Origin of the sequence: Rathayibacter sp. AY1F3 (assembly GCF_002931975.1) — a bacterium.
Classification (GTDB): domain Bacteria; phylum Actinomycetota; class Actinomycetes; order Actinomycetales; family Microbacteriaceae; genus Rathayibacter.
Genome location: NZ_PSVF01000005.1, coordinates 63,055 through 88,739, shown reverse-complemented (window position 1 = coordinate 88,739; position 25,685 = coordinate 63,055). Strand labels below are relative to the sequence as shown.

The window sequence follows — 25,685 nt, the reverse complement described above, 5'->3', positions numbered from 1 at the left end:
TGGCGCGGACCGATGCGGTCCGCGCCACTTCTGCGTGCGGGTCGCCGGACGGAGCGTGGGCGCGCTGACCGCGCGCCGTCTCGCGCCACGCGGTGCCGACGGCGTCGTGGCCGTTCTACATTTCCTGAGATGTTCTCACTCAGGAGGCGATGACCCTGTTCTCTTTCGACCACGCAGCAGCGGCGGAGCTGGTCCGCGCCTCGGACGAGGCGGCGGAGGCGCTCGCCTCCCAGGGGCTGCTGAGGTCCGTCGCTGCCGAGTACGCGCTGGGCGAGTTCCGCGGCGCGTACGCCGAGCTGTTCCGCCGGGTCTGCGTCTGCGACGGGGAGAACCGCGGTCGGCTGAGCGCCGAGCTGCACGAGCTCGCCGACACGGTTCGGCTCGTGGCACGGAAGGCCGAGGAGGAGCGTCGGCGCCGGGAGGAGTACGCGGCCTGGAAGCGGCGGGCGGACGAGCGCGAGCAGCAGCGCCGCCTCGATCCGGTCGCGGCCCTCGCGGCGGGAGTCGAGGAGGTCGTCGACCGGCCGCCGTCCGATCGGCCGGTCGTGCCTCCGCCGATCCGTGCGCTGTTCTCCCCCCGGTCGGTGCCCCGCACGTCCCCGGGCGGCCCCGCCGCGGGAGGCACGACCTCCGCCGACCCCGAGCGCCTCGACGTCTTCGTCTCGCAGACCCGGCAGGCGGACGAGGCGATGCGCTCCCTTCTCCAGGATCTGATGGCCGCCTGGGGAGCCTTCGGCAACCGCTGCTCGTGGGCGCCGGTCGAGTCCTTCTCGGTGCTCCGGGGCTTCCGCGAGCTGCTGTCGATCGGTGCGGCCGACGCGACCTGGGTCGAGCAGATCTCCCTGGCCTTCACCGCCGCCGGGGGAGCGGCGCTCTCCGTTCCCGTCCTCGACGCCGTCGGCACCCTGGCGCGGCCACGGGGCGGCCGGAGCCTGCTCGACTCCCTCGCGGCGCTCTCGTCCGATGATCTCGCGACACTCCTCGCCGCGTCGCCCGATCTCGCGGCCCGCCTCGGGCGACTGGCTCCGACCCTCGTGAACGACTGGTGGCGGAGCCTCGACTCCACGGACGGCGCGCGCTTCTCGCCGCAGCAGGAGGCGCTGGTCGCCGGTCTGCCCGGGGTGATCGGGAATCTGGAGGGTGTTCCCTACCGCGCCCGGGTGAGGGCGAACGAGAGGGCGCTGAGGGCGCGGATCGCGGCGCTGAGGAGCGAGGCGGCGGGCCTGCGCGGGAAGGCGGGCGACGGGGAGCGACTCGCGGCGGTGGAGTCGCAGCTGGTGGCGCTGAGGGACGTGCGGGCATCGCTCCGGCGCGGTCTCGGTCAGGACCCGCGCTTCCTCATCTCCCTGACCGCCGACGAGCCTCCGCTCGCCGCCGTCTCGATCGGCGATCCCGACACCGCCACGAACGTCACCTACGCCGTCCCCGGGATGGGACAGACGACGGAGAGCATGACCCGATGGACGAAGGCGTCGCAGAATCTGCAGTCGCTCCTCCCGCCCGGCAGCGCCGTCGTCTCCTGGATCGGCTACGAGACCCCGCCGATGGCGCGGCTCGGCGGGAACGGCATGGACGTCCTCACCTCGAACCAGGCGGTCGCCGGCGGCGCCGCACTCGCCTCGGCTGTCCAGGGGCTCTCCGCGGTCCGGGGCGACGACCTGCCGAAGCCGAACGTCGTCGCACACTCCTACGGCAGCACCGTCATGGCCGTCGCCGCCTCGCGCTCGGACGTCGAGCTCGGGGTCGTCGTGACGCTGGGCTCGGCCGGCCTCCCGGACAGCGTCGACGAGGCGAGCGACCTGCACGCGGAATCCGTCTTCGCGGGGCAGGCGCGGGACAAGTACCTCGGCGAGACCGAGAGCGGCGACGAGGCCGCGTGGATGGGCCGCGCCTTCAGCTGGAACCACCACACGGATCCCGCTGACGAGGACTTCGGCGCGCGCGTCTTCGGTGTGGAGACCGGAGGCGAGGCCGGGAGGATCGTGACGGATCACGCTGCGCTGAAGAGCGACGACGGCGATCTCGCGGGGTATCTCGACAAGAACACCGAGTCCCTGCAGAACGCGGCGTGGGCCGTCTCCCGGCGACTCGACCTGCTGACCGAGAACCGGCCGCTCGGACCGACCGCCTTCCAGAAGGCGGTCGTGGGAGCCTCCCATGGCGGGTAGAGGTTCTCCTCAGCGGACGGGCGTCGCGCTGACCGTCGCCGCTCTGCTCGTGATGTCGATGACCGCTTGTGCAACGGAGAAGGAGACGAGACCGGTGAGCACGATGAGTCCTCGGGAGGGTCGGGACCGGGTGGTGGATTTCGTGCGGGACTCCGCGGGGCGGCTCGATGTGGAGGGGTGGTGGCCGCGGAGCGGCGCGGCCAGGCCCGATGTGTGCGGCCCCGGCGACCGGGTGAGCGGCGCGAGCTACAGCTACGACTGGTGGGCCCCGGCGGGCACCGATGTCGAGGGGGATGCGCGGAAGGTCGCGGACTACTGGGAGTCGCTGGGGATGACGGTGAGAGTGACCGATTCGACTCCGCGCCCGACGGTCTACGGGCAGGGCGGACCGGTGCTGCGGGCGAGCTTCGTCACCGGCGCTGTCGAGGAGATGTACATGATCGGGGCGGAGATGCCGTGCGCGCCCGGCGATTTCGAATCACTCCTCCTCGAGGACGAGGCTCAGCGCGCGGCGGGTGCGGTCCTTCCGGGTGATGAAGGGGTCGTCCCGAAGCCGGATCCGTGGGACCTCCCACTCCCCTCCGATCCGTCGGGTTCCGGCTCGGAGGGATGAGCCGCCCCGTCCACCGCGTCCGGATCGGATGATGCCGACGTCGCTCCCCGTGAAGGGGGAGGGGCCGGCCTCAGCGCGGTGCGCCCACCAGCTGCGCGACGTGCACGACGAAGGCGCGGCGGCGGTCGCGCGTCTCCTCTCCGCTCCGGGAGGCGAAGGGGGTGAGGTGCCAGATCTCGCAGAGGCCGAGGAGGGCGATGAAGAGGTCGTCGGCGGACCAGCTCGCGTCGACGACGCCGGTGCGCTGCCACTCGAGGACCCGGGCCTCAGGGGCGGGGACCCCGCCGAGCTGCTCGCCGGCCTCCTCCCAGACGCCGGCTCCCTCCAGGCGCGCCCAGGTGAGCAGGCGCAGGAACTCCGGGTGCTCCCACACGTGGTCGAACATGCGGCCCGCGAGGTCGGGGAGGTCCGCCGCCTCGGCGAGGAGCGTCTCGTCGAGAGCGCCGAGCGCCTCGACGACGGTCGCGACGAACAGGCCGCGCTTGCCGCCGTAGTAGGCGTAGAGCCGCTCCTTGTTCAGACCCGCGGCCGCGGCCACACGGTCGACCCGGGCGCCCGCGAAGCCGTGGGCGGCGAACTCGACGGAGGCCGCGCGGAGGATCCGCTCGCGCGCGGGCAGCGCCGCATCGGATGTCGGCTCCATGGTTCACCTCCGGGCGCTCGAACGATACACTCTTCTTCGCCCAACCAACTGGTTGGGGTGGTTCGGCCCCGATGACGCGGCTCGGATCCGGACCCGCCGGTCCCGCTCCGCTCCGTGTGAAAGGCCGCCATGCCCTCCCCGTCCGCTCCCTCCTCCGCCCGCCGCTGGTGGGTGCTCGTGATCCTCGCGCTCACGCAGCTCGTCGTCGTGCTCGACGGCACCATCGTCACGATCGCCCTCCCCGCCGCGCAGGCCGATCTCGGCCTCACCGACGTCGAGCGCCAGTGGGTCGTCACCGCCTACGCCCTCGCGTTCGGCGCGCTCCTGCTCCTGGGCGGCCGCATCGCCGACTACACCGGCCGCAAGCGCACCTACCTGATCGGCATGATCGGCTTCGGCGCCGCCTCCGCCTGGGGCGGCCTCGCCACCTCGGGCACCGAGCTGATCGCCGCCCGCGGGCTGCAGGGCGCCTTCGCCGCGCTGCTCGCCCCGGCCGCTCTGGCCCTCCTCACCGTCTCCTTCCCCTCCGGCCGAGAGCGGGGCACGGCCTTCGCCGTCTTCGGAGCGGTCGCCGGAGCGGGCGCCGCCGTCGGCCTCGTGCTGGGCGGGCTGCTCACCGAGTTCGCCGACTGGCGCTGGTGCCTCCTCGTCAACGTCCCCGTCGTCGTGGTCGGCGCGATCGCCGGCCAGCTGCTCGTCACCGAGAGCCGCGCGGAGGGGCGCAACCGCTTCGACGTCGCCGGGACGATCACCGTCGCGCTCGGGCTCGCGAGCGTCGTCTACGGCTTCACCCTCGCCGAGCAGGGCTGGCTCCGCGTCGACACCCTCGGCTTCCTCCTCGTCGGCGTGCTGCTGCTGGCCCTCTTCGTGCGGATCCAGGCCCGCTCCGACCACCCGTCGCTGCCGCTGCGCATCGTCGCCGACCGCGTCCGCGGCGGAGCCTTCCTGGTCCAGGCGATCGTCGGCAGCGTGATGATCGGCTCCACCCTCTACCTGACCCTGCACCTGCAGCTGGTCCTGGGCCTGCCGCCGCTCGAGGCGGGCCTGGCCAATCTGCCGATGACGGTGACGATCATGATCGTCGCGGGAGTCGCCGCCAAGCTGCTGCCGCGCACCGGCCCGCGCGTGCTGATGATCGTCGGCCCGCTGATCGCGGCGGCCGGGCTCCTCTATCTGAGCCGCATCACCCCCGACGGCGGCTACCTCCTCGAGGTGCTGCCCGCGCTGATCCTCCTGGGCGTCGGCATGGCGATGGTCTTCGTGCCGCTGCAGAACCTCGCGCTCACCGGAGTCGCGGCCCACGACGCCGGTGCCGCCGGAGCGACCGCGAACGCCGCCATGCAGATCGGCGGCTCGATCGGGCTGTCGATCTTCACGACCCTCTACGCGGGAGTCGCGGGCGAGCAGCAGTCGCCGGTCGCCTTCGTCGACGGCTACTCCGCGGTCTTCGTCGCGGCCGCGATCGGGCTGGTCGTCGCCTCCGTCGTCGCCGTCGCGATGATCCGGGTGAAGAAGGAGGAGTTCCTCGCCCAGGCTCCGAAGGAGGCCGTCGCCCACCTGGGCTGATCCCGGCCTAGGCTCGGAAGCGCCATGCAGCCACTGACCGAGACCGAGATCCGCGAGTCCTTCGTCAACGCCTCCCGCAAGGAGGTCGCCGACCTCGCGCTGCCGAAGGACTTCGACGCGCTGGACTGGTCGGTCATCGACCATCTCGGCTGGCGCGACCGGAGGATGGGCCGCCGCGCCTACGTCGTCGTGCCGCTGGAGGAGCGCCTCGTCGGGGTCCTGCTCACCCAGGCCGACGCCCTGCCGCGCTCGCGGGCGCAGTGCTCGTGGTGCCGCGACGTGCAGCTCCCGAACGACGTCGTCTTCTTCGGGGCGCGGAAGGCCGGAGCGGCCGGGCGGGCGGGGGACTCGCTCGGCACGCTCGTCTGCTCCCGCTTCGAGTGCTCGGTGAACGTGCGGCGGCGCCCGTCGGTGGCCTACATCGGCTTCGACCTCGAGGCGGCGCGAGCGCAGCGGATCGCGACTCTGCGGGCGCGCACCGAGGGCTTCGCGCGCGAGGTGCTCGGCGAGGCGTGACCGCGCTCAGCGGCGCGTTGACGCGCGCACGTGCATCCGCTCGCCCTGGCGGCCGAAGAGGCTGAGGAACTCGACCTGCTGCTCGTCGGCGCGGCCGAACCAGTGCGGCACCCGGGTGTCGAACTCGGCGGCCTCGCCGGCCGGCAGCACCAGATCGTGCTCGCCGAGCCGCAGGCGGAGCCGCCCGCTCAGCACGTAGAGCCACTCGAAGCCCTCGTGCGCGCGCTGCCCCGCCGGCTCCGTCACCGGCCCGGCCGGGAGCGTGTGCTTGAACGCCTGGAGCGCACCCGCGTCGCGGCTGAGCGGCTGGATGAGCATGCCGTTCCGGCGCACCGGCCGGCCGTGCACGCGGGGATCCTCCGGCGCAGCGCCGACGAGCTCGTCTAGCGGCGCCCCGAGGGCGCGGGCGATCGGGAGGAGCAGCTCCAGCGTCGCGCGACGGCCTCCGCTCTCGAGGCGCGAGAGGGTGCTCGCCGAGATGCCGGTCTCGGCCGCGAGGGACGCGAGCGTGCGGTCGCGGCGGGTGCGCAGGCGCCGGAGCCGTGGTCCGACGGCGGCGACGATCTCGTCGTCGGAGGGGGCGGGCGGGGTCTCGGGCACGACGCCATCCTGGCACGGGCGGTCGCGCCGCATGCCGGAACGGCACGGATCCTCGCGGCCCAGCCCGGGGCGGCGGAGCATCGACCCATGACCTCCACCGACGCCCCCACCGGCCCGTCCGCCCCCGCGCCCGCCGACGTCCTGATCCTCGGCGCCTCCTTCGCCGGCCTCGCCGCCGCCACCGCCCTCGGCCGCAGTCTCCGCGACGTCCTCGTCGTCGACGGCGGACCTCCGCGCAACGCACCCTCGCCCGGTGCCCACAACGTGCTGACCCGCGACGGCGTGCCGCCCACGGAGCTGGTGCGCCTGGCGCGCGCCGAGGCCGAGGGCTACGGAGCCCGGGTGGTCGAGGGCGAGGCGGTCCGCGCCTCCGCGGGTGCCGAGGGCGTGACCGCGACCCTCGCCGACGGCACGGTCCTCCGCGCGCGCCGCCTCCTGCTCGCGACCGGCGTCCGCGACCTGCTGCCGGAGATCCCCGGGCTCGGCGCCCGCTGGGGACGGGACGTCCTGCACTGCCCCTACTGCCACGGCTTCGAGGTGCGCGGCCGGCGGATCGGCGTGCTCGGCAGCTCGTTCGCCGGGCACCAGGCGCAGATGTTCCGACAGCTCAGCGACCGGACGTCGATCCTGCTCCACGGCGCACCCGCGCCCGCCGGCGACGAGGCGGCGGCGCTGGCCGCCCGCGGGATCGCTCTCGTGCCGGGTCGCGTCGAGAAGGTCCTCGTCGAGGACGACCGCCTGGTCGGCGTGGTGATCGACGGTCGGCGGCACGAGCTCGACGCGCTCGTCGTCGGCCCGCGGGTCGAGGGGCGGCTCCCCGAGGGGCTCGGCCTCGAGCTCGCCGACCACCCGTCGGGAGTCGCGCGGCACCTCGCCGTCGATCCGATGGGCCGGACCGGCGTCGCCGGGGTCTTCGCCGCGGGCTCGCTGGTCGAGCCCATGGCGCAGGTCGTCGCCTCGTCCGCCGACGGGCTGCGCGTGGGCGCGGCGATCAACCACGACCTGATCGAGGAGGAGATCGCCGCCGCACTGCGGGCCGCCTGACGCGCGCTCAGCGGCGGCGGTACTCCAGCTCCGGGCGGCCGGGGGAGCCGTAGCGGGGCGCGCGGTCCGCCACTCCGGAGTCGGCGAGGTGCTCGAGGTAGCGGCGGGCCGTCACCCGCGAGATGTCGAGGCGGGTGGCGAGCTCGGCCGCCGAGAGGCCGACGGGGCCCAGCAGTGCGGTGACGGCCTCGAGGGTCTGGGCCGAGAGCCCCTTGGCCAGACCCGGGGCGTTGGAGGTGCGGAGCGCCGCGAAGGCCCCGTCCACCTCGTGCTGGCTGGCGACGTCGGCGCCGTGCATCCGCTCGCGGTACGACCGGTAGCTGGCGAGCTTGGCGGCGAACGCGCTGAAGACGAACGGCTTGATCAGGTACTGCACGATGCCGGCGGCGACGGAGGCGCGCACGTTCGCGGCGTCGCGGACAGCGGTGATCGCGATGACGTCGACGTCCAGGCCCGCCGCCCGGACGGCCCGGCAGAGGTCGAGGCCGCCCATGTCCGGCAGGTTCATGTCGAGCAGGATCAGCGCGATGCCAGGGTCCGCGCGAAGCGCCCGGATCGCCTCCGCCCCGCTGCCGGCGACCGCGGCCACCTCGAAGCCGTCGACCCGCCGGACGTAGTCGGCGTGGGCGCTCGCGGTCAGCGGCTCGTCCTCGACGACGAGCACCCGGATCACGACGCCACCCGCGCGGGCAGCGGCAGCTGCACCGTGAACACCGCGCCGACGTGGCGCGAGACCTCGATCGAGCCGCCGAGGCGCTCCACCACCTGCTGCACCAGCGCCAGGCCGATGCCGCGGCCGAAGCCGTCCGACTCCTTCGTCGAGTAGCCGCGCGCGAAGACGTCGGCGGCGCTCGCGACTCCGGGGCCGCTGTCCGACACCTGCACCACCAGCTCGCCCTCCGCGAGGCCGAGGTAGACCTCCACCCACGGCTCGCGGTCCGGAGCGGACGAGGCGGCCGCGTCGAGGGCGTTGTCGATCAGATTGCCGAGCACCGTCACGAGGTCCCCGGGCTCCAGCCCCTGCGTGCCGGGCTCGAGGTGCGTCTCGAAGTGCAGCTCGACGCCGCGCTCGCGGGCCTGCGCGGCCTTGCCCAGCAGCAGGGCGGCGATCACCGGCTCCTGCACGGAGCCGAGGACCCGGTCGGCCAGGCGCTGGCTGAGGTTCAGCTCGCCGGCGGCGAACGCGAGCGCCTCGTCGGGCCGGCCGAGCTCGATCAGCGACGCGATGGTGTGCAGGCGGTTCGAGAACTCGTGGGTCTGCGAGCGCAGCGCGTCCGAGAGGGTGCGCAGCGACTCCAGCTCGCCGCTCACCCGCTGCAGCTCGGTGCGGTCCCGGAGCGTGACGACCGTGCCCAGGGGGCGGGCGCCGGGGGAGGCGGCGGGCCGCTCGTTCACCACGAGGATCCGCTCGCGGGCCACGACCAGGCGGTCCGAGACGGGCTCGTCGTCCTGCAGCAGCTCGCGCAGGGCGCCGGGGAGGTCGAGCTCGGCGACCGGCACCGGCGTCCGCACGCCCTCGAGCCCGAGCAGCTCCAGCGCGTGGTCGTTGGCGAGCACCAGTCGGCCGCGGTCGTCGACCAGCAGCAGCCCCTCCCGCACCGAGTGCAGGACGGACTCGTAGTAGGCGAAGACCTGGCTCATCTGCTCCGGGCCCCGCCCGCCCGTGACCCGCCTCAGGTAGCGGGCGAGGAGCCACGAGCCGAGTGCGCCGAGCGCGACCGCACCGAGCGCGCCCCACGCGACGACCTGCACGCGGGCGGCGAAGGAGGCGTCCACGGCCGAGAGCGTGACGCCCGCCGACACGAGCGCGACGACCGCGCCGTCGGCGTCCTCGATCGGTGCGACGGCGCGGACGGAGGGCCCGAGCGTGCCGGTGTACGTCTCGGTGAAGGTCCGCCCCTCCAGCGCGGGCTCGATCGTGCCCTGGAACGGCAGGCCGATCCGGTCGCGGTCGCGGTGGGTGTACCGGGTGCGGTCGGGGGCCATGATCGTGAGGAAGTCGACGCCGGTGTCCCGCATGACCTCCTCGGCGTACGGCTGCAGGCTCGCGGAGGGATCCGCGCCGGCCGTCGACTCGAGGACGAACGGATTGTCGGCCACCGTCCGCGCCACGACGAGGCTCCGCTGGGCGGCCTCGTCGCCCGCCCGGCTCCGCGCGTCGAGGGCCAGCACCGCGACGGCCGCCGCGGCGATCAGCAGGATGCTCAGCAGCTGCACGGCGAACAGGCGCGCGGCGATGCTGCCGCGCGGTCCGCGTGCGCTCGGCGTCCTGACCATGCCACTCCCTCGTGAGCGAGCGCTCGGGGCGCCCCGCCGTGAACAGTATGAACGCAACCGTGCCGGGCTCCGGAGGCGGGGCCACCATCGTCCTACCCCCTCACCTCGACGAAGAGAAGGACACCCCCATGGCGAAGACGCCTCAGACGCCGTCCGACCGGTTGATCCCCGCGGTCACCCCTCCGAAGACCCGGCGGCGCATCGACCGGAACCACTGGCTCTACATCGCCGTCATCATCGCCGTGGTCGCCGGCGTCGTGGTCGGACTCGTCGCTCCCGCCTTCGCGGCGACGCTCGAGCCCGTCGGCAAGGCCTTCGTCGGACTGATCAAGATGATGATCGCGCCGATCATCTTCTGCACCATCGTCATCGGCATCGGCTCCATCGCGAAGGCCGCCACGGTCGGCAAGGTCGGCGGACTCGCGCTGGGCTACTTCATCGTGATGTCGACCTTCGCCCTTGCGATCGGCCTCGTCGTCGGCAACATCCTGCACCCGGGCGAGGGCCTCGACATCTCGAGCGCCACCTACGACACCAGCGACCTCAAGGCCGAGAGCACCAGCGACTTCGTCCTCGGGATCATCCCCGTCTCGCTGTTCTCCTCGCTCGTGGACGGCAGCATCCTGCAGACCCTCTTCGTCGCGCTGCTCGTCGGCTTCGCGCTGCAGAAGATGGGCGCCAAGGGCCAGCCGATCCTCGGAGCGATCAAGCAGCTCCAGGTCCTGGTCTTCCGCATCCTCTCGATGGTGCTCTGGGTCGCCCCGATCGGCGCGTTCGGCGCCATCGCCGCGGTCGTCGGCAAGACCGGCTGGGGAGCGGTCGTCGCTCTCGCCACCCTGATGATCGGCTTCTACATCACCTGCGCGATCTTCGTGGTCGTCGTCCTCGGCCTGCTGCTGCGCCTGGTGACCGGCGTCAGCATCTTCTCGCTGATGAAGTACCTGGCCCGCGAGTACCTGCTCATCGTCGGCACCTCCTCCTCGGAGGCGGCGCTGCCCCGCCTGATCGCGAAGATGGAGCACCTCGGCGTCTCCAAGCCCGTCGTCGGCATCACCGTGCCCACCGGCTACTCCTTCAACCTCGACGGCACGGCGATCTACCTCACGATGGCGTCGCTGTTCATCGCCTCGGCCACCGGAGCGCCGATGTCGATCCCGGAGCAGATCGGCCTCCTCCTCTTCATGATGATCGCCTCGAAGGGCGCCGCGGGCGTCACCGGAGCGGGCCTGGCCACGCTGGCCGGCGGCCTCCAGTCCTTCCGCCCCGACCTGGTCAACGGCGTCGGCGTGATCGTCGGCATCGACCGCTTCATGTCCGAGGCCCGCGCGGTCACCAACTTCACCGGCAACGCGGTCGCCACCCTTCTCGTGGGCACCTGGACCAAGCAGATCGACATGGTGCAGGTCCGCGAGGTCCTCGGCGGGCGCTCGCCCTTCGACGAGACCACGCTCGGAGCGGACGAGCACGAGGCCCCCGCGTCGGGCACCTCGATCACCGAGGGGATCGCCTCGATCCAGGACTCCGACGAGGCGTCGCGGATGCGTGCGGAGATCGCGGCCAAGCGCTAGCCGATCCGATCGCGAAGGCCCCGCCTCCCGGAACCGGTCCGGGAGGCGGGGCCTCCGTCGTGCGCGGGTCAGTGCCTCCGCACCCCGAGCAGAGGCAGGGTCACCGAGCAGAGCGGCCCGATCAGCACCGCGAAGAGGAGGGTGCCGAGGCCGGCGTCGCCGCCGAGGGCCCAGCCGATGAGCAGCACCGTGAGCTCGACGCCCGAGCGCGCCACCCAGATCGGCAGGCCCGTGCGGGTGTGCAGGCCCAGCATCAGTCCGTCGCGGGGCCCCGGACCGAGGTGGGCGCCGATGTAGATCCCGCTCGCGACCGCCAGAAGCACGAGGCCTCCGGCGAAGAGCAGGCCGCGGGCCCACCACTCCTCCGGCGTCGCCAGCACGCGCAGCCCGACATCGATCATCGTGCCGACCACGAGCACGTTCAGCACGGTGCCGAGGCCGGGCCGCTGTCGGAGGGGGATCCACAGCAGCAGGACGAGCAGGCCGATCACGTTCGTGAGCAGTCCGATCCCGAGCCCGGTCTGGTGCGCGACCCCCTGGGCGAAGACGGTCCACGGGTCCACGCCGATCGCCGCGCGGATCATCATCGCGTCGGCGAATCCGTAGAGGATCAGGCCCACCAGCAGGCGCGGCACGGGTCGGAGGCGCCACTGGCCCGCTGGGGGAGCGGCGGCGGCAACGGGAGCGGTGAGGGTCATGGACTCATCACAGCGCGACATTGGCCTTCTTCGCGCGGTCCAATCCGGCTACCTTGGACGCATGGCTGATGTCCACTTCGGCGCGCGCGCCCTGCAGACCCTCCTCGGCGACTGGCGCGAGCAGCGCGGCACCCGGCCCGCCTACCTCGCGCTGGCCGATCGGATCCGCCTCCTCGGGATCGACGGCCGCATTCCCGCGGGCAGCCGCCTGCCCGCCGAGCGCGAGCTCTCGGCCCGCCTCGGCGTCAGCCGCACGACCGTGGCCGCCGCGTACCGCGAGCTGCGCGACAGCGGCTACCTCGTCAGCGTGCGCGGCTCCGGCAGCGTCACCCGCCTGCCGGGAGCGGCCGTGCACGCGGTGCCCTCGCTCGCGCCGGACTTCCTCGACTTCACCAAGGCGGCCCTGCCCGCCGTCCCCGAGCTGGCCGAGGCGTACACCCGCGCGGCGCAGGCGGCCCCCGAGCACTTCGACTCCGGCTCCTACGACACCGTCGGCCTGCCGGTGCTGCGCCGCGCGATCGCCGAGCGCTACACCGCGCGGGGTCTGCGCACCGAGCCCGGCCAGATCATGGTGACCATCGGCGCGCAGCACGCGATCGCGCTCGTCGCCCGCACCCTGCTCGCGCGGGGTGACCGGGCGCTGATCGAGGCCCCGACCTACCCGCACGCCTACGAGGCCCTCCGGCTGGCCGGCGCGCGGCTCGTGCCGGTGAACGTCGACGGGGCGGACGGCTGGGACGGAGAGGGCCTGATCGCCGCGCTGCGCGGCACGAGCCCGAGCCTGGCCTACCTGATGCCCGACTTCCACAACCCGACCGGCCGCTCCATGGCCCCCGAGCTGCGGGAGCGGGCGATCGCCGCCGCGGCCCGGCAGGGGACCCTGATCATCGCCGACGAGACGACGGCCGAGCTCGACATCGACCGGCGGATGTCGCCGCTGCCGTTCGCCGCCTACGGGCCCGAGGGGACGGTGCTCTCGATCGGCTCCGTCGGCAAGACGCTGTGGGGCGGCATCCGGATCGGCTGGATCCGCGCCGAGCGGGCGGTGATCCGCAAGCTGGCGCTGGCGCGCTCGGCGAGCGACCTCGGCACGCCGATCCTGGAGCAGCTCCTGGTCGCGGACATGCTCGGCCGGATGGACGGCGTGCTCGAGCTGCGGCGCTCGCAGCTGCGCGCGGGCCGCGACCACCTCGAGGCGGCCCTGGCGCGCGCGATCCCGGAGTGGAGCGTGCCGCGGGTCTCGGGCGGCCTCTCCACCTGGGTGGGCCTGGGCCGGCCGGCGAGCTCGCAGCTGGCGCTCGCCGCCCGGACGGCGGGCCTGCTGATCACCGCGGGCCCGCGCTTCGGGATCGACGGCGCCTTCGAGCGCTTCCTCCGCATCCCGATCGGCTACTCGCCCGAGGCGACCGACCGGGCCGTGGAGGCGCTCGCGACGGCGTGGGCGCAGGTAGCCCGGCACCCGGCGGCCGACCCGGGGTACCTCGCCGACGTGGTCTGAGGTGGAGTGCCCGCCGGGCGTGTGAGATCGTTCTCTCATGAGCGACGGGTACGGCTACCTGCTGGTCCACTTCGTGGAGGACCGGACCGGCCACAGCGAGAAGATCTTCCTCTCGCTCAGCCGGGGCGACGATCCGCTGCGCTGGCGCGCGCTCGGGCCGGTGCTGGAGTGGACCGGCGGCACGGGCGGCGTCCGCGACCCCCACATCGTCCGCGGTCCGCGGGGCTTCCACCTCGTCGCCACCGATCTCCGCGTCTGGCGGCCCGAGGGCCCGGACTGGGACCTCTACCGACACCGGGGGAGCCGCGACCTCGTGGTCTGGGACTCTCCGGACCTCCTCGAGTGGTCCGAGCCGCGCGCGGTCGCCGTCGCTCCCGAGGGCGCGGGCATGGCCTGGGCGCCGGAGTCGGTCTACGACCCGGTCTCGGGCGACTTCCTCGTGCACTGGTCCTCCGGCCTGGCCGAGGACGGCGACCCCGCCACCGGCGAGACGGGCGACAGCGGCATCCTGATGTCCCGCACGCGCGACTTCCGCACGTTCACCGAGCCCGAGACCTACCTGCGGCTGCCCGGCGGAGTGATCGACATGACGCTGCTGATCGAGGGCACGGCCGTCCACCGCTTCGCCAAGCAGCACGACGAGGCCCCCGACACGATGCAGGTGTTCCAGCAGGTCGGCTCCTCCCTCCTCGCGGACGACTTCGCCACCGTCGCCCGGGGGATCGGGCAGGAGCTCGGCCCGAGCATCGAGGGCCCGCTGGTCTTCCGGCACCACCGCGAGGAGCGCTGGTCGCTCTGGGTCGACCAGTACGCCCTCCGCCCCTACGGCTACCGCGCCTACACGAGCACCGACCCGGCCTCGGGCCGCTGGGAGCTCGCGGAGGAGTTCGACCTGCCCGAGGACACCAAGCACGGAGCGGTCCTCCCGCTCACCCGATCCGAGTACACGGCGCTCGACGAGCGCCACCCCGCCTGAGAGGCCCCGCATGACCGACTTCAGCCCCCGTCTCGCCGACGCCCTCGTCACCGTCCTCGGTGCCGACGGCGCTCCGCTCGCCCACGCCGACGTGACGGTCGAGCAGCGCCGCCACGCCTTCGCCTTCGGCTGCACTCCTCCGAGCACCGACCCCGCCCGCGCCGAGGAGCGCCGGCTCTGGCTCGACCTGTTCGACACGGCGACGCTCCCCGTCTACTGGGGACGCTTCGAGCCGGAGCGCGGCCGCACCGCGACGGAGGAGGTGCTCGCCGAGGCGCGCGCGCTCGCCGCGGACGGCGTCCGGCTCAAGGGGCACCCGCTGGTCTGGCACTACGTGAAGCCGGAGTGGCTCGACGCGCTGCCGCTGGACGAGGCCGAGCAGCTCCTCCGCGCGCGCATCCGCCGGGAGGTGGGCGCCTTCGCCGGGCTGATCGACACCTGGGACGCGATCAACGAGGTCGTCATCATGCCGCGCTTCGCCAACGAGCCGGACGGCGTGACGAACGCCGTCACCCGCCTCGCCCGCGAGAAGGGACGCGTCGGCATGGTCGAGCTGGCCTTCTCGGAGGCGCGCAGCCTCGGCACCGGATCGGTGCTCGTGCTGAACGACTTCGACCTCGGGCCCGAGTACGAGCGGCTGATCGAGGACGTGCTCGAGGCCGGGATCCGGCCCGACGCGATCGGCCTGCAGTCGCACATGCACCAGGGGTTCCGCGGGGAGGAGCAGATCACGGCGATCTGCGACAGGTTCGCGCGCTTCGGCCTGCCGCTGCACTGGACCGAGACCACCCTCGTCTCGGGCGAGCTGATGCCCGCCGAGATCGAGGACCTCAACGACCACGTGGTCGAGGACTGGCCGACCACCCCGGAGGGGGAGGCGCGGCAGGCGGACGAGATGGTGCGGCACTACGAGACGCTGGTCGCGCATCCGGCGGTCGAGGCGATCACCTACTGGGGCTTCGACGACGCCGGCGCCTGGCTCGGAGCGCCGGGCGGGTTCCTCCGCCGCGACGGGAGCCCGAAGCCGGCCTATGAGGCGCTGCGCTCGCGGATCCGCGGGGACTGGTGGCTCGAGCCGACGGTGCTCCGGACGGACGCCGAGGGGCGCGTCGGCGTGCGGGCCTTCGCCGGGGACTTCGCGCTCTCGAGCGCGGGGGCGGGCGCTGCAGTGAGCCTCCCCGTCGGGTCGTCGACGGCTGAGGTCCGCCTGGGCTGAGGGCGTCCGGGGCCGGCCGGTGGCGCCGGTCGCCCCGTCGCGCGCCCCGGAACGCCGCGTCCCTCCCAACACTCAGTCGGCTGATGGAAGACTCGGAGGGTGCATCTCCTCGCGGTCCTCAGCATGAAGAACCGGGCGCTCATCGCGCTCGTCACCGTCGTCATCGCCGTCTTCGGCGGAGTCGCCCTGACCGGGCTCAAGCAGGAGCTCGCGCCGTCGATCTCCTTCCCGCAGCTCGCCGTCGTCACGTCCTATCCGGGCGCCGCTCCGGAGGTGGTCAACGACGACGTCTCGACGCCGATCGAGACCGCCATCCAGGGGGTGCCGGGGCTCGAGACGACCAGCGCGACGTCCTCCACGGACTCCTCCCTCATCTCGGCGTCCTTCACCTACGGCACCGACCTCGCCACCGCCGAGCAGAAGATCCTGCAGGCGATCAACCGGATCAAGAGCACGCTCCCGGACGGCGTCGACCCGCAGGTGGTCACCGGCTCCCTCGACGACCTGCCGGTGCTGCAGCTCGCCGTGTCGAGCGACGGCGACGCGGACGCGCTGGCCGAGCGCCTGCGCACCACGGTCATCCCGGACCTGGAGAAGGTCGAGGGCGTGCGCGAGGCGGCGCTCGTCGGCGAGACCGCCCAGCGCGTCACGATCACTCCCGATGACGCGGCGCTCGCCGCGGCCGGCCTCTCGACCGGCGACATCCGCTCGGCCCTGCAGCAGAACGGCGTGCTCGTCGCGGGCGGACAGATCACCCAGGACGGGTCGACCTTCTCGGTGCAGTCGGGCGTCAAGCTCGACTCGACCGACGCGATCGCGGCGCTGCCGCTGCTGCCGTCCGCAGGTGCCTCCGCGGGTGCGGGCGGCGCCGGTGCGTCAGCGGGCGCGGGTGCCTCCGCGGGCTCCGGCGCTTCAGCCGGCGGCTCCGACGCCGGAGCGGCGGCGGGAAGCGCAGCCGCGACCGCGGAGCCGACCGTCACCACCCTCGGCTCCGTCGCGACGGTCGCCGTCACCGACGCCCCCGTCACCTCGATCTCGCGCGTCAACGGCCAGCCCGCCCTGACTCTCTCGATCACGAAGCTCCCGGCCGCGAACACCGTCGACGTGTCGACCGGCGTGGCCGCGCTGCTCCCGGACCTCGAGGAGTCGATCGGCGACAACGCCGCCTTCACCCCGGTCTTCGACCAGGCGCCCTACATCCAGGAGTCGATCGCGTCGCTCGCGCAGGAGGGGGCGCTCGGCCTCGTCTTCGCCGTGCTGGTGATCCTGCTGTTCCTGCTCTCGGTGCGCTCGACCCTGGTCACGGCCATCTCGATCCCGACCTCGGTGCTGATCACCTTCATCGGCCTGCAGACGGCCGGCTACACCCTCAACATCCTCACCCTCGGCGCGCTCACCATCGCGATCGGCCGTGTGGTCGACGACTCCATCGTCGTGATCGAGAACATCAAGCGGCACCTCGACGCGGGTGAGGACCGGGCCCGGACCATCGCGGTCGCCGTCCGCGAGGTCGCCGGCGCGATCACCGCCTCCACGATCACCACGGTCGCGGTGTTCCTGCCGATCTCGTTCGTCGGCGGCACCACGGGCGAGCTGTTCCGGCCCTTCGCGCTGACCGTGTCGATCGCCCTGCTCGCCTCCCTCGTGGTAGCGCTGACGATCGTGCCGGTGCTGGCCTACTGGTTCCTCCGCCCCTCGAAGCGGCCGGCGGTGCGCCAGGCCGCGCAGGCGGCGCTCGCGGAGGAGCGCGCGGCGGCCGGAGGGGCACCCGCCTCGGGCGTCCCGGCCGACACCGCTGCGCCGGTCGAGGAGGTCCCGCACCACGGCGCCCACGCCGCTCCCCGGCGGGCGCGCGGGCTGCAGTCGGTCTACGGCCCGATCATCCACTGGACGCTGAAGCACTCGGTCGTCACCGTCCTCCTGGCGCTGCTCGTGCTCGTCGGGACCGGTGCTCTGTACCCGCTGATGAAGACGAACTTCCTCGGCTCCAGCGGGCAGGACACCTTCACCGTCACCCAGACGGTCCCCGTCGGCCAGAGCCTCGACGCGCAGGACGCGACGGCGCAGCAGGCGAGCACGGCGATCCTCGGCGTCGGCGGCGTCGAGACCGTCCAGCTCACCGTCGGCTCCTCCGGCGGTCTGCAGAGCGCGTTCGGCGGGGGAGGAGGCGGCGGCACCTCGATCCGCTACTCCGTCACCACCGACGAGTCGGCCGACCAGGAGGCCGTGCAGGCGGACGTCCGCGACGCGCTGTCGGGCGTCGCCTCGGCCGAGGACATCAGCGTCGCCGCCTCCTCCGGCTTCGGCGCCTCCTCGGACATCGAGGTCGACCTCTCGACCGCCTCGCAGAGCGACCTCCAGAGCGCGAGCGACCAGCTCCTCGAGGCCCTGCGCGGGACCGACGGGATCAGCCAGGCCGAGAGCAACCTCTCCTCCTCGCTGCCCTACATCGCGGTGCGGGTCGACCGCGACGCCGCGGCCCGGACGGGTCTCAGCGAGGTCGCCGTGGGCACGATCGTCAGCCAGGCACTCCAGCCCAGCCAGGTCGGCAGCGTCGTGATCGACGACCGCACCCTCTCGATCTACCTGGCCGACGGGCAGCCGCCGGCCACCGTGGACGAGCTGCGGAACCTCGAGGTGCCGACCCTCACCGGCGCCGTCGCGCTCTCCACCCTCGCGGCGGTCGAGCAGACGGACGGTCCGGCGAGCATCACCACCGAGCGCGGGCAGCGCACCGCGACCATCACCGTCACCCCGGAGGGCGACGACCTCGCCTCGGCCAACGTCGCCGTGCAGAACGCGATCGACGCGACGGCGCTTCCGGCCGGTGTCGACGCCTCCCTCGGCGGAGTGACCGCCGACCAGGCCGACGCGTTCTCGCAGCTGGGCATCGCGCTGCTGGTCGCGATCCTGATCGTCTACGTCGTGATGGTGGCGACGTTCCGCTCGCTCCTGCAGCCGCTGCTCCTGCTCGTGTCCGTGCCGTTCGCGGCGACCGGCGCGATCCTCCTGCAGGTGATCACCGGCGTGCCGCTGGGCGTGCCGTCCCTGATCGGCGTGCTGATGCTGATCGGCATCGTCGTCACGAACGCGATCGTGCTCGTGGACCTGGTGAACCAGTACCGCGATCGCGGGATGCCGGTGCGGGAGGCGCTGCTGCACGGCACCGAGCGGCGGCTCCGGCCCATCCTGATGACCGCCCTCGCGACGATCTTCGCCCTGCTGCCGATGGCGCTGGGGATCACGGGCCACGGCGGCTTCATCTCGCAGCCGCTGGCGATCGTCGTGATCGGCGGCCTGGTGTCCTCGACGGTGCTGACCCTCGTGGTCCTGCCCGTCGTCTACAACCTGGTCGAGGGGTATCGTGAGCGGCGGCGTGACGCCCGCGCCGGGAAGGCGTCGGCATGACGGACATCAGGGATGCGGCCGAGACGGTCGGCTCGCGCTGGCGCAGCGGCCCGGAGCGCGCCACCGCGGTCCTCGACGAGATCGGTCCGGAGCGCTTCGTCGCCCGCGACTTCCGCCCGGGCACGCTCCGGCACCTCGTCCTGATCCGCTTCCGCCCGACGGCGCTGGTCGCCGAGGCGGACGAGGTCACCCGCCGCTTCCTCGCCCTGGCCGACGAGTGCGTCCGCGACGGACGGCCCTACATCGAGTCGATCGAGACGGGGCCGCAGCTGAGCATCGAGGGCGCGGGCGAGGGCTTCGACCGCGCGTTCCTGCTGACCTTCTCCTCCGAGGGCGACCTGCACTACTACCTCGGCCGGCCGGCCGTCGAGGACCCCTCGCACTGGGATCCGGCGCACGACGCGTTCAAGGAGTTCGTCGGGCCGTTCGTCGACACGGCCGGCATCGTCGCGTTCGACTTCCGACCCGAAGAGCACTGATGGCGACTCCCGACTTCGTGCTGCGACTGCGCGAGCGGATCGGGACCGAGCTGCTCTGGCTCACCGGCGTGACCGCGGTGATCCTCCGCGAGGAGCCGGCGCTCGAGGTCCTGCTCGTCCGGCGCGCCGACACCGGAGCCTGGACGGCCGTCACCGGGATCATCGACCCGGGCGAGACCGTCGCCGGGACCGCCCGCCGCGAGGCGCAGGAGGAGGCGGGCGTCGAGATCGAGGTCGAGCGCCTCGTGCAGGTGCACACCCTCCCGCCGATGCAGTACCCCAACGGGGACCGCTCGCAGTACCTCGACCACGTGGTGCGCTGCCGCTGGATCTCGGGGGAGGCCCACGTCGCGGACGACGAGTCGACCGAGGTCGGCTGGTTCGCGCCCGACGCGCTGCCGCCGATGTCGGACGAGCACCGCGCCCGGATCGAGCGGGCGCTGTCGGACGAGCAGGGCTGCTCGATCGACTGACGGCGGGGGTGCGCGCCGGACGAGGGCGGGGCCGCCTCTCGGGAGCGGCACACGGATGGCGCCGGGCGTCCTGCCGTGTCGGCCTCCGACCGGACGGGCCCTCGGACCGGGCTCCTCGGACCAGGCTCGCCTCGGAGCGGGCGCTGCTCAGACCGGACGCGCGAAGCAGAGCACCGCGTCGTCGCCGACGTGGGCTCCGAAGCCGTCGATCGCCGTGAAGCCGAGCGCCCCGGCCGCAGGGGCGAGCTCCGGCGCGGCGGCCAGGCGCAGCGTGCGGATCCGCTGCACGCGCGCCCACGACTCCGCCGCCGCGACGAGCCGTCGGGCGACTCCCGTGCGCCGGTGGACGGAGGCGACCACGAGCTCCAGCACCTCGGCGAAGTCGTCCGGGCCGGGAGCGAGCACCAGCACGCCGGCCGCCGCCCCGTCGATCCGGGCGATCAGGACGCGGGCGTGCGGGGGTGGGACCGCGGCGAGGAGGCCCTCCGCTGCGGCTGCGTCCTCGAGGCGGACGACGACTCCGCTCACGAGCCCAGGTGGGCGCGGAGGAACTCGACGACCCGAGCACGCAGAGCGTCGTCGAGGAGCGCGATCGAGTGCAGCGAGCCGGGGAGGACGAGGAGGTCGACGCTCGAGCCCGCTCCGCGCAGCGCCTCCGCGAAGCGGGTCGACTGGCTGAGCGCGACCCGTTCGTGCGCCGCGTGCGCGATGAGGAACGGCGGCTCGGAGCCGTCCACCTGCGCGAGGGGCGAGGCGGCGGTGGCGGCCGGGCAGGAGGCGAGGTCCGCGCAGTCGAGGTAGCTGCGCACGGCGGCCGCGACTCCGACTACCGGGTCGTCGTCGGCGAGGCCGGCGGCGCTGAGATCGGAGGGGCCGCTCAGGTCGACCACGGCGGCCAGGCGCGACGAGGTCGCCGGCAGCGTGCCGAGCAGAGAGGCGAGGTTGCCGCCGGCCGAGCCGCCGAAGGCCGCCACCTGCTCCGGATCGATGCCGAAGCGCGCGGTCTGCTCCGGCTCGAGCAGCCAGTCGAGGGCGGCCGTCACATCGTCGAGCTGCGCGGGGAACACGGCGGCGGGCGCGAGGCGGTAGTCGACCGAGACGGCGACGAATCCCTCCGATCCGAGCCACTGGCAGATCGGGCGCCAGTTCGCGTCGGCCTTGCCTCCACGGGCCCAGCTGCCGCCGTGCACGACGAGGACGGCGGGCCGCGGCTCCGCCGACGGGGCAGGGGAGGAGCAGACGTCGACGCTCTGCCCGGTGCTCGCGTCGTAGACGACGTCGGCTGTCACGCTCACGCCGGACCAGTCGGGTGCGGGTGCCGCTCCGAGCGCCTGCGCCACCGGCTCCGAGACGGGAGTGGTGCTCGCGCAGCCCGAGAGGAGGAGTGCGAGGGCGGCCAGGACCGCGGCGACGCGTCGCGGGGATCGGGTGGGCTCGCGCATGAGTGCGATCAGCGTACGGGGTGCCCGGCGCCCCGGATGCGGCACCCCCGCGATCAGGGGGTGCCGGGCTCGCGCTGCAGCCGGACCAGGACGACCCCCGCGAGGATCAGCGCGCCGCCGCCGAACTGGATCGGCGCGGGCAGCTCGCCGAGGATCAGCCACGCGGCCGCGATCGAGAACAGCACCTCCGTCAGCCCGACGAAGGAGGCGATCCGCGTGCCGAGACGGCGTCCGCCCTCGATCCCGAGCAGATACGCCAGCACCGTCGACATGCCGAGGATCACGCCCGCGGGAAGGAGCCAGCTGACCTCCGCTCCGACGAACACCACCCCTCCGAAGGTCGCGCGCAGCGGTGTGACGCCGAGCGCCCCGAGTGCCAGCAGGATCGCGGCGCCGACCGTCATCGCCCCCGCCGTGAGCGCGATCGGCGGCAGCTCCGGATCCACCCGGCCGGCGATGACGTAGTAGACGCACAGGCCGAGCGAGGCGGTCAGCGCCCAGGCGATGCCGACCAGCTCGGGGGTCGACTCGCCGGACAGGTCGAGCACGAGCACCAGGCCGCCGAGCGCGAGCGCGGAGCCGGCGAGGGTGAAGCGGCCGGGGTGCCGGCGCGTGCGCGCCCAGGCGAAGAGGACGAGGAACACCGGCGCGAGGTACTCGATCAGCAGGGCGACGCCGACCGACATGTGCTCGATCGCGCTGTAGAAGCAGAGCTGCGCGGCGATCACGGCGAAGACTCCGTAGAGGGCGATCGTGCCGAGGTTGCGGCGGAGCACGGGCCAGCGGCCGCGGAGGGACAGGATCGCCGGGATCGCGAGGATCAGGGCCGCGCCGCCCGCCCGCCAGAGGACCGCGGACGCCGGCGTCCAGCCCGCCTCGAGGAGCGGCTTCACGAACGGCCCGCCCAGACCGAACGCCGCCGACGCGGCCAGCGCCGCGACGAGGCCGGAGCCGAGGCGCCGTGCAGGCGCGGGCGCGCTCGCGGCGGGGAGGGTGACGGCGGCGGTGCTCTCGGCGGTCATGGCCGGCTCCTTCAGGAGTCAAAAGGATTACACTCGTGACAGCGAGCTGATCGCACACTACTGAGCCGCACTGTCAGGAGTCAACATGGTGTTCGCCTATGACGTCGAGGCGTCGCTCACCTCCACCGCCACCCTCGTCAACACGCTCCCCGAGCTGTCGCCGTCCGGCGAGGACGAGATGGCGACGATCGAGCAGCTGGACGACTTCCTCCTCGAGAACCGGTACACGGGCAGCCGCGACGGATCGGCTGAGGAGCTGGAGGCCGTGCGGGCGATCCGCTCCTCCCTCCGCACCCTCTGGCTCACGCGGGCCGAGGAGGACCTCGTCCCCGTCGTCAACGGGATGCTCGACTCCGGCCGCGCGCTCCCGCAGCTGGTCCGGCACGGACCCTACGGCTGGCACCTCCACGCGACGCGCGACGAGAGCCCGCTCGCCACGCGCATCCTGGTCGAGGCCGCCATGGCGTTCGTCGACGTGATCCGCGGCGACGAGCGCGAGCGGATCCGCGTCTGCGCGGCGGAGGACTGCGAGGCGGTGCTCGTGGACTTCTCCCGCAACCGCTCGAAGCGCTACTGCGACACGGGCAACTGCGGCAATCGCGCGAACGTGGCCGCGTACCGGGCCCGGCGGGCGTCGCAGTAGCGGACGGGCGGTCGTTGCGCGCGGGCTCGCGCGTCGGTGGTGCTGCGGCTCGGGGCCGGGGGGCTGTATGCGGGGCGACTCCGCGGGGGACCGGTTGCGGAGGTGCGCGACTCCCGGGCTTCGCGGCTCCCGACCTGAGCGGCTCCTGGCTGCACGTCTCCCCGCCCTAGCCAGGCTCCGGGGCCGCGTGTAGACTCGCTCGGTCGGCTCTTGACACCGTGCGTTCTCGTGCGGATGGGTTTGTTAGTCAAGTGGGCCGAGTCTCCGACAGTCGTCGTGAGACGAATCACATGTGTGAATCGGCCCCGGTCAATGACTCGCCCGGGTTCTCCCCCTGCTGCCCCGCAGCAGTCCAGCGCACGGACGCCCCTCACGACGGGGCTCCTCCGGCGTCGCCTCCTCGCGCACGACCTGAACCCAGGAAGAACTGCCATGCCCAAGAACAAGAAGCCCGCCGGCGGACGTCCGGCCAAGAACTTCGAGCCCAACCGCTTCGGCGCCTCGAGCGGCAAGTCCCAGCTCGGCGGCCGCTCGCGCTTCCCCGGCGCCAAGCCGGGCTCGCGCAGCGAAGGCCACCGCGGCTTCCGCGCCGTCGACGAGAACGCCCCGAAGAAGGCGCGCTGGAACGCCGACGAGCGCGCCGAGCGGGCCACCGAGCGCGCCGATCGGCCCGCCCGCGGGTACGACCGCGACGAGCGGCCCTCGCGCGGCTACGACCGCGACGCACGTCCGGCGCGCTCGAACGACCGTGACGAGCGTCCGGCCCGCGGGTACGACCGCGACGCACGCCCGGCCCGCTCGAACGATCGCGACGAGCGTCCGGCGCGTTCCTTCGATCGCAGCGACCGTCCGGCCCGTTCCTTCGACCGCGATGCGCGTCCGGCCCGCTCGAACGATCGCGACGATCGTCCGGCGCGTTCCTACGGGCGCGATGAGCGTCCTGCGCGTTCCTTCGACCGGAGCGACCGTCCGGCCCGTTCCTTCGACCGTGACGCGCGTCCGGCCCGCTCGAACGATCGCGACGATCGTCCGGCCCGCTCCTACGGACGCGACGAGCGTCCGGCGCGTTCCTTCGACCGTGACGCGCGTCCGGCCCGCTCGAACGACCGCGACGACCGTCCGGCCCGCTCCTACGGACGCGACGACCGACCGGTCCGCACCGGCGACCGCGACGAGCGCCCCTCGCGCGGCTACGACCGCACCGAGCGTCCCGCCCGCTCGTTCGACCGCAGCGACCGCCCGGCCCGCTCCTTCGACCGGGATGCGCGTCCCTCGCGCGGCCACGACCGCGGCGACCGCCCGACCCGCTCGTTCGACCGCGACTCCCGGCCCTCGCGCCGCGACTCCGGCTCGGACTTCTACCCCAGCCGCGACGCCCGTGCGCCGCACCAGGCCGACGACGTCGTGCTCGAGCGCCTCGAGGCGACGGCCACTCTCGCCGTCGACGTCGAGGGCGTCACCTTCGGCGACCTCGGCCTGGGCGGGAACATCGTCCGGATGCTGACCGAGCTCGGAGCGGCCGCGCCGTTCCCGATCCAGGCCGCGACCATCCCCGAGGTGCTCGCCGGCAAGGACGTCCTCGGACGCGGCAAGACCGGCTCCGGCAAGACCATCGCCTTCGGCGCCCCCGTCGTCGAGCGCCTGATGGAGAACAACGGAGCGAAGGGCCGCAAGCCGGGCCGCGCTCCGCGCGCGCTCATCCTCGCGCCGACCCGCGAGCTCGCCATGCAGATCGACCGGACCATCCAGCCGATCGCCCGCTCCGTCGGCCTGTTCACGACGACCATCTACGGCGGCGTCCCCCAGTACAAGCAGGTCGGAGCCCTCCAGCGCGGAGTCGACATCGTCATCGCGACGCCGGGCCGCCTCGAGGACCTCGTCGAGCAGGGGCGCCTCGACCTCTCGAACATCACCATCACGGTGCTCGACGAGGCCGACCACATGTGCGACCTCGGCTTCCTCGAGCCGGTGCAGCGCATCCTCCGCCAGACCGCCGACGGCGGCCAGCGGCTGCTGTTCTCGGCCACGCTCGACAAGGGCGTCGCGACGCTCGTGGACGAGTTCCTGGTCGAGCCGAGCGTCCACGAGGTCGCCGGCGAGGACCAGGCGTCCTCGACCATCGACCACCGCGTGCTCCTGATCGAGCACCGCGACAAGGCCGAGATCATCGAGCAGCTCGCCGCCCGCCAGGGCAAGACGCTGATCTTCGCCCGTACCCGCGCGTTCGCGGAGCAGCTCGCGGAGCAGCTCGACCACGCGGACATCCCCGCGACGAGCCTCCACGGCGACCTCAACCAGTCGCGCCGCACCCGCAACCTCGCACTGCTCACCAGCGGACGCGTGGACGTGCTGGTCGCGACCGACGTGGCCGCGCGCGGCATCCACGTCGACGACATCGACCTGGTGATCCAGGCCGACGCTCCCGACGAGTACAAGACGTACCTTCACCGCTCCGGCCGCACCGGCCGCGCGGGCAAGACGGGCACGGTCGTGACGCTCATCACGCGCAACCGCCGCCGCCGCATGGAGGAGCTGCTCGACCGTGCCGAGATCGAGGCCGAGATGATCGAGGCCCGCCCCGGCGACCGCGTCCTGCGCGAGATCAGCGCCCCGGCCGAGTAGCCGCCGACCGCACGACGACGAGGCGCGGACCCCTGCATCGGGGTCCGCGCCTCGTGTCGTTCGTGGTGGGTGCTGTGGTGCGGAGTGACGGCGAGTGCCGGGTCATGGTGACCCTCCGACTCCGCGCTGCGCAGGGCTCCTCGCTGTGCGGCTTCCCGTGGGGCGGCGCTGCGTTGCGCGACTCTGTGCTGGACCACTCTGTGCTGGACGACT

Annotated in this window: 22 protein-coding genes; 14 read left to right on the top strand and 8 right to left on the bottom strand. The window is 73.4% G+C overall.

The window, feature by feature from the left end; genetic code table 11:
- Positions 1–149: 149 nt before the first annotated feature.
- Both C5C39_RS05125 and C5C39_RS05120 read left to right on the top strand, forming a co-directional pair.
- Positions 150–2,168 carry an alpha/beta hydrolase gene (locus C5C39_RS05125; protein WP_104352825.1) on the top strand — a complete coding sequence of 673 codons (2,019 nt, stop codon included), beginning with the start codon at positions 150–152 and terminating at the stop codon, positions 2,166–2,168.
- A gap of 49 nt (positions 2,169–2,217) precedes the next feature.
- Entirely contained in the window at positions 2,218–2,781 is a 564-nt protein-coding gene (locus C5C39_RS05120) for a hypothetical protein (protein ID WP_146083875.1), read from the top strand.
- A gap of 70 nt (positions 2,782–2,851) precedes the next feature.
- Here the strand turns inward: C5C39_RS05120 and C5C39_RS05115 are convergent, their stop codons facing one another.
- The gene (locus tag C5C39_RS05115; RefSeq protein ID WP_104352823.1) at positions 2,852–3,424 is read right to left on the bottom strand and encodes a TetR family transcriptional regulator; all 573 of its coding nucleotides are present in this window, start codon (positions 3,422–3,424) and stop codon (positions 2,852–2,854) included.
- Between the two features lie 129 nt (positions 3,425–3,553).
- Between C5C39_RS05115 and C5C39_RS05110 the strand changes: the two genes are divergently transcribed.
- Together C5C39_RS05110 and C5C39_RS05105 are read left to right on the top strand one after the other, a co-directional pair.
- The gene (locus C5C39_RS05110) at positions 3,554–4,990 is read left to right on the top strand and encodes an MFS transporter (RefSeq protein WP_104246903.1); all 1,437 of its coding nucleotides are present in this window, start codon (positions 3,554–3,556) and stop codon (positions 4,988–4,990) included.
- A gap of 24 nt (positions 4,991–5,014) precedes the next feature.
- Entirely contained in the window at positions 5,015–5,506 is a 492-nt protein-coding gene (locus tag C5C39_RS05105; RefSeq protein WP_104222848.1) for an FBP domain-containing protein, read from the top strand.
- A 6-nt stretch (positions 5,507–5,512) separates the two neighbouring features.
- On the opposite strand, the gene C5C39_RS05100 is transcribed toward C5C39_RS05105, so the two are convergent.
- Entirely contained in the window at positions 5,513–6,106 is a 594-nt protein-coding gene (locus C5C39_RS05100) for a helix-turn-helix domain-containing protein (protein ID WP_258075776.1), read from the bottom strand.
- Between the two features lie 87 nt (positions 6,107–6,193).
- On the opposite strand from C5C39_RS05100, the gene C5C39_RS05095 reads away from it, so the two are divergent.
- Positions 6,194–7,150, top strand: coding sequence for an NAD(P)/FAD-dependent oxidoreductase (locus tag C5C39_RS05095; RefSeq protein ID WP_104352821.1), 957 nt, complete (start codon positions 6,194–6,196; stop codon positions 7,148–7,150).
- A gap of 7 nt (positions 7,151–7,157) precedes the next feature.
- Here the strand turns inward: C5C39_RS05095 and C5C39_RS05090 are convergent, their stop codons facing one another.
- Together C5C39_RS05090 and C5C39_RS05085 are read right to left on the bottom strand one after the other, a co-directional pair.
- Positions 7,158–7,823, bottom strand: a complete 666-nt coding sequence (locus C5C39_RS05090) for a response regulator (RefSeq protein WP_104223809.1) — start codon at positions 7,821–7,823, stop codon at positions 7,158–7,160.
- The gene (locus C5C39_RS05085; RefSeq protein WP_104246900.1) at positions 7,820–9,427 is read right to left on the bottom strand and encodes a sensor histidine kinase; all 1,608 of its coding nucleotides are present in this window, start codon (positions 9,425–9,427) and stop codon (positions 7,820–7,822) included. The genes C5C39_RS05090 and C5C39_RS05085 overlap by 4 nt, the downstream gene beginning before the upstream one ends.
- Before the next feature lie 128 nt (positions 9,428–9,555).
- On the opposite strand from C5C39_RS05085, the gene C5C39_RS05080 reads away from it, so the two are divergent.
- The gene (locus tag C5C39_RS05080) at positions 9,556–10,995 is read left to right on the top strand and encodes a cation:dicarboxylate symporter family transporter (RefSeq protein ID WP_104223811.1); all 1,440 of its coding nucleotides are present in this window, start codon (positions 9,556–9,558) and stop codon (positions 10,993–10,995) included.
- Between the two features lie 68 nt (positions 10,996–11,063).
- Here C5C39_RS05080 and C5C39_RS05075 read toward each other — a convergent pair whose 3' ends face one another.
- Positions 11,064–11,693, bottom strand: a complete 630-nt coding sequence (locus tag C5C39_RS05075) for a YitT family protein (protein ID WP_374953113.1) — start codon at positions 11,691–11,693, stop codon at positions 11,064–11,066.
- 61 nt (positions 11,694–11,754) lie between these two features.
- Here C5C39_RS05075 and C5C39_RS05070 point away from each other — a divergent pair, with 61 nt between their 5' ends.
- From C5C39_RS05070 to C5C39_RS05045, 6 genes are all read left to right on the top strand, one after another.
- Positions 11,755–13,191 carry a PLP-dependent aminotransferase family protein gene (locus C5C39_RS05070; protein ID WP_104237649.1) on the top strand — a complete coding sequence of 479 codons (1,437 nt, stop codon included), beginning with the start codon at positions 11,755–11,757 and terminating at the stop codon, positions 13,189–13,191.
- A 37-nt stretch (positions 13,192–13,228) separates the two neighbouring features.
- Entirely contained in the window at positions 13,229–14,167 is a 939-nt protein-coding gene (locus C5C39_RS05065; RefSeq protein WP_104352820.1) for a glycoside hydrolase family 43 protein, read from the top strand.
- A gap of 10 nt (positions 14,168–14,177) precedes the next feature.
- Positions 14,178–15,383, top strand: coding sequence for an endo-1,4-beta-xylanase (locus tag C5C39_RS05060; protein ID WP_104352819.1), 1,206 nt, complete (start codon positions 14,178–14,180; stop codon positions 15,381–15,383).
- 99 nt (positions 15,384–15,482) lie between these two features.
- Positions 15,483–18,791 carry an efflux RND transporter permease subunit gene (locus C5C39_RS05055; protein WP_104352818.1) on the top strand — a complete coding sequence of 1,103 codons (3,309 nt, stop codon included), beginning with the start codon at positions 15,483–15,485 and terminating at the stop codon, positions 18,789–18,791.
- Positions 18,788–19,270, top strand: a complete 483-nt coding sequence (locus tag C5C39_RS05050) for a Dabb family protein (protein ID WP_104352817.1) — start codon at positions 18,788–18,790, stop codon at positions 19,268–19,270. The genes C5C39_RS05055 and C5C39_RS05050 overlap by 4 nt, the downstream gene beginning before the upstream one ends.
- Positions 19,270–19,743: an NUDIX domain-containing protein gene (locus C5C39_RS05045; protein ID WP_104325960.1), complete on the top strand. Its 474-nt coding sequence runs from the start codon at positions 19,270–19,272 to the stop codon at positions 19,741–19,743. The genes C5C39_RS05050 and C5C39_RS05045 overlap by 1 nt, the downstream gene beginning before the upstream one ends.
- A 147-nt stretch (positions 19,744–19,890) precedes the next feature.
- Here the strand turns inward: C5C39_RS05045 and C5C39_RS05040 are convergent, their stop codons facing one another.
- Genes C5C39_RS05040 through C5C39_RS05030 form a run of 3 tightly spaced genes read right to left on the bottom strand, consistent with a single transcriptional unit; the run spans position 19,891 to position 22,207 of the window.
- Positions 19,891–20,271, bottom strand: a complete 381-nt coding sequence (locus C5C39_RS05040) for a GNAT family N-acetyltransferase (protein ID WP_104255316.1) — start codon at positions 20,269–20,271, stop codon at positions 19,891–19,893.
- A complete protein-coding gene (locus C5C39_RS05035; RefSeq protein WP_104352816.1) occupies positions 20,268–21,185 on the bottom strand; it encodes an alpha/beta hydrolase in 918 nt (305 codons plus the stop codon). The genes C5C39_RS05040 and C5C39_RS05035 overlap by 4 nt, the downstream gene beginning before the upstream one ends.
- Before the next feature lie 53 nt (positions 21,186–21,238).
- Entirely contained in the window at positions 21,239–22,207 is a 969-nt protein-coding gene (locus C5C39_RS05030; protein WP_104352815.1) for a DMT family transporter, read from the bottom strand.
- A gap of 85 nt (positions 22,208–22,292) precedes the next feature.
- Between C5C39_RS05030 and C5C39_RS05025 the strand changes: the two genes are divergently transcribed.
- Positions 22,293–22,850 (top strand): CGNR zinc finger domain-containing protein, encoded by a 558-nt coding sequence (locus tag C5C39_RS05025; protein WP_104226176.1) that lies wholly within the window; start codon positions 22,293–22,295, stop codon positions 22,848–22,850.
- A 432-nt stretch (positions 22,851–23,282) separates the two neighbouring features.
- Positions 23,283–25,472 (top strand): DEAD/DEAH box helicase, encoded by a 2,190-nt coding sequence (locus C5C39_RS05020; protein WP_104352814.1) that lies wholly within the window; start codon positions 23,283–23,285, stop codon positions 25,470–25,472.
- Positions 25,473–25,685: the final 213 nt, after the last annotated feature.

What these genes read in the sequence shown, in the direction of transcription:
- C5C39_RS05125 (WP_104352825.1), top strand. Translation starts at nt 150, where the DNA reads ATGACCCTGTTCTCTTTCGACCACGCAGCAGCGGCGGAGCTGGTCCGC.
- C5C39_RS05115 (WP_104352823.1), bottom strand. Translation starts at nt 3,424, where the DNA reads ATGGAGCCGACATCCGATGCGGCGCTGCCCGCGCGCGAGCGGATCCTC.
- C5C39_RS05110 (WP_104246903.1), top strand. Translation starts at nt 3,554, where the DNA reads ATGCCCTCCCCGTCCGCTCCCTCCTCCGCCCGCCGCTGGTGGGTGCTC.
- C5C39_RS05105 (WP_104222848.1), top strand. Translation starts at nt 5,015, where the DNA reads ATGCAGCCACTGACCGAGACCGAGATCCGCGAGTCCTTCGTCAACGCC.
- C5C39_RS05095 (WP_104352821.1), top strand. Translation starts at nt 6,194, where the DNA reads ATGACCTCCACCGACGCCCCCACCGGCCCGTCCGCCCCCGCGCCCGCC.
- C5C39_RS05085 (WP_104246900.1), bottom strand. Translation starts at nt 9,427, where the DNA reads ATGGTCAGGACGCCGAGCGCACGCGGACCGCGCGGCAGCATCGCCGCG.
- C5C39_RS05080 (WP_104223811.1), top strand. Translation starts at nt 9,556, where the DNA reads ATGGCGAAGACGCCTCAGACGCCGTCCGACCGGTTGATCCCCGCGGTC.
- C5C39_RS05075 (WP_374953113.1), bottom strand. Translation starts at nt 11,693, where the DNA reads ATGACCCTCACCGCTCCCGTTGCCGCCGCCGCTCCCCCAGCGGGCCAG.
- C5C39_RS05070 (WP_104237649.1), top strand. Translation starts at nt 11,755, where the DNA reads ATGGCTGATGTCCACTTCGGCGCGCGCGCCCTGCAGACCCTCCTCGGC.
- C5C39_RS05065 (WP_104352820.1), top strand. Translation starts at nt 13,229, where the DNA reads ATGAGCGACGGGTACGGCTACCTGCTGGTCCACTTCGTGGAGGACCGG.
- C5C39_RS05060 (WP_104352819.1), top strand. Translation starts at nt 14,178, where the DNA reads ATGACCGACTTCAGCCCCCGTCTCGCCGACGCCCTCGTCACCGTCCTC.
- C5C39_RS05050 (WP_104352817.1), top strand. Translation starts at nt 18,788, where the DNA reads ATGACGGACATCAGGGATGCGGCCGAGACGGTCGGCTCGCGCTGGCGC.
- C5C39_RS05045 (WP_104325960.1), top strand. Translation starts at nt 19,270, where the DNA reads ATGGCGACTCCCGACTTCGTGCTGCGACTGCGCGAGCGGATCGGGACC.
- C5C39_RS05035 (WP_104352816.1), bottom strand. Translation starts at nt 21,185, where the DNA reads ATGCGCGAGCCCACCCGATCCCCGCGACGCGTCGCCGCGGTCCTGGCC.
- C5C39_RS05030 (WP_104352815.1), bottom strand. Translation starts at nt 22,207, where the DNA reads ATGACCGCCGAGAGCACCGCCGCCGTCACCCTCCCCGCCGCGAGCGCG.
- C5C39_RS05025 (WP_104226176.1), top strand. Translation starts at nt 22,293, where the DNA reads ATGGTGTTCGCCTATGACGTCGAGGCGTCGCTCACCTCCACCGCCACC.
- C5C39_RS05020 (WP_104352814.1), top strand. Translation starts at nt 23,283, where the DNA reads ATGCCCAAGAACAAGAAGCCCGCCGGCGGACGTCCGGCCAAGAACTTC.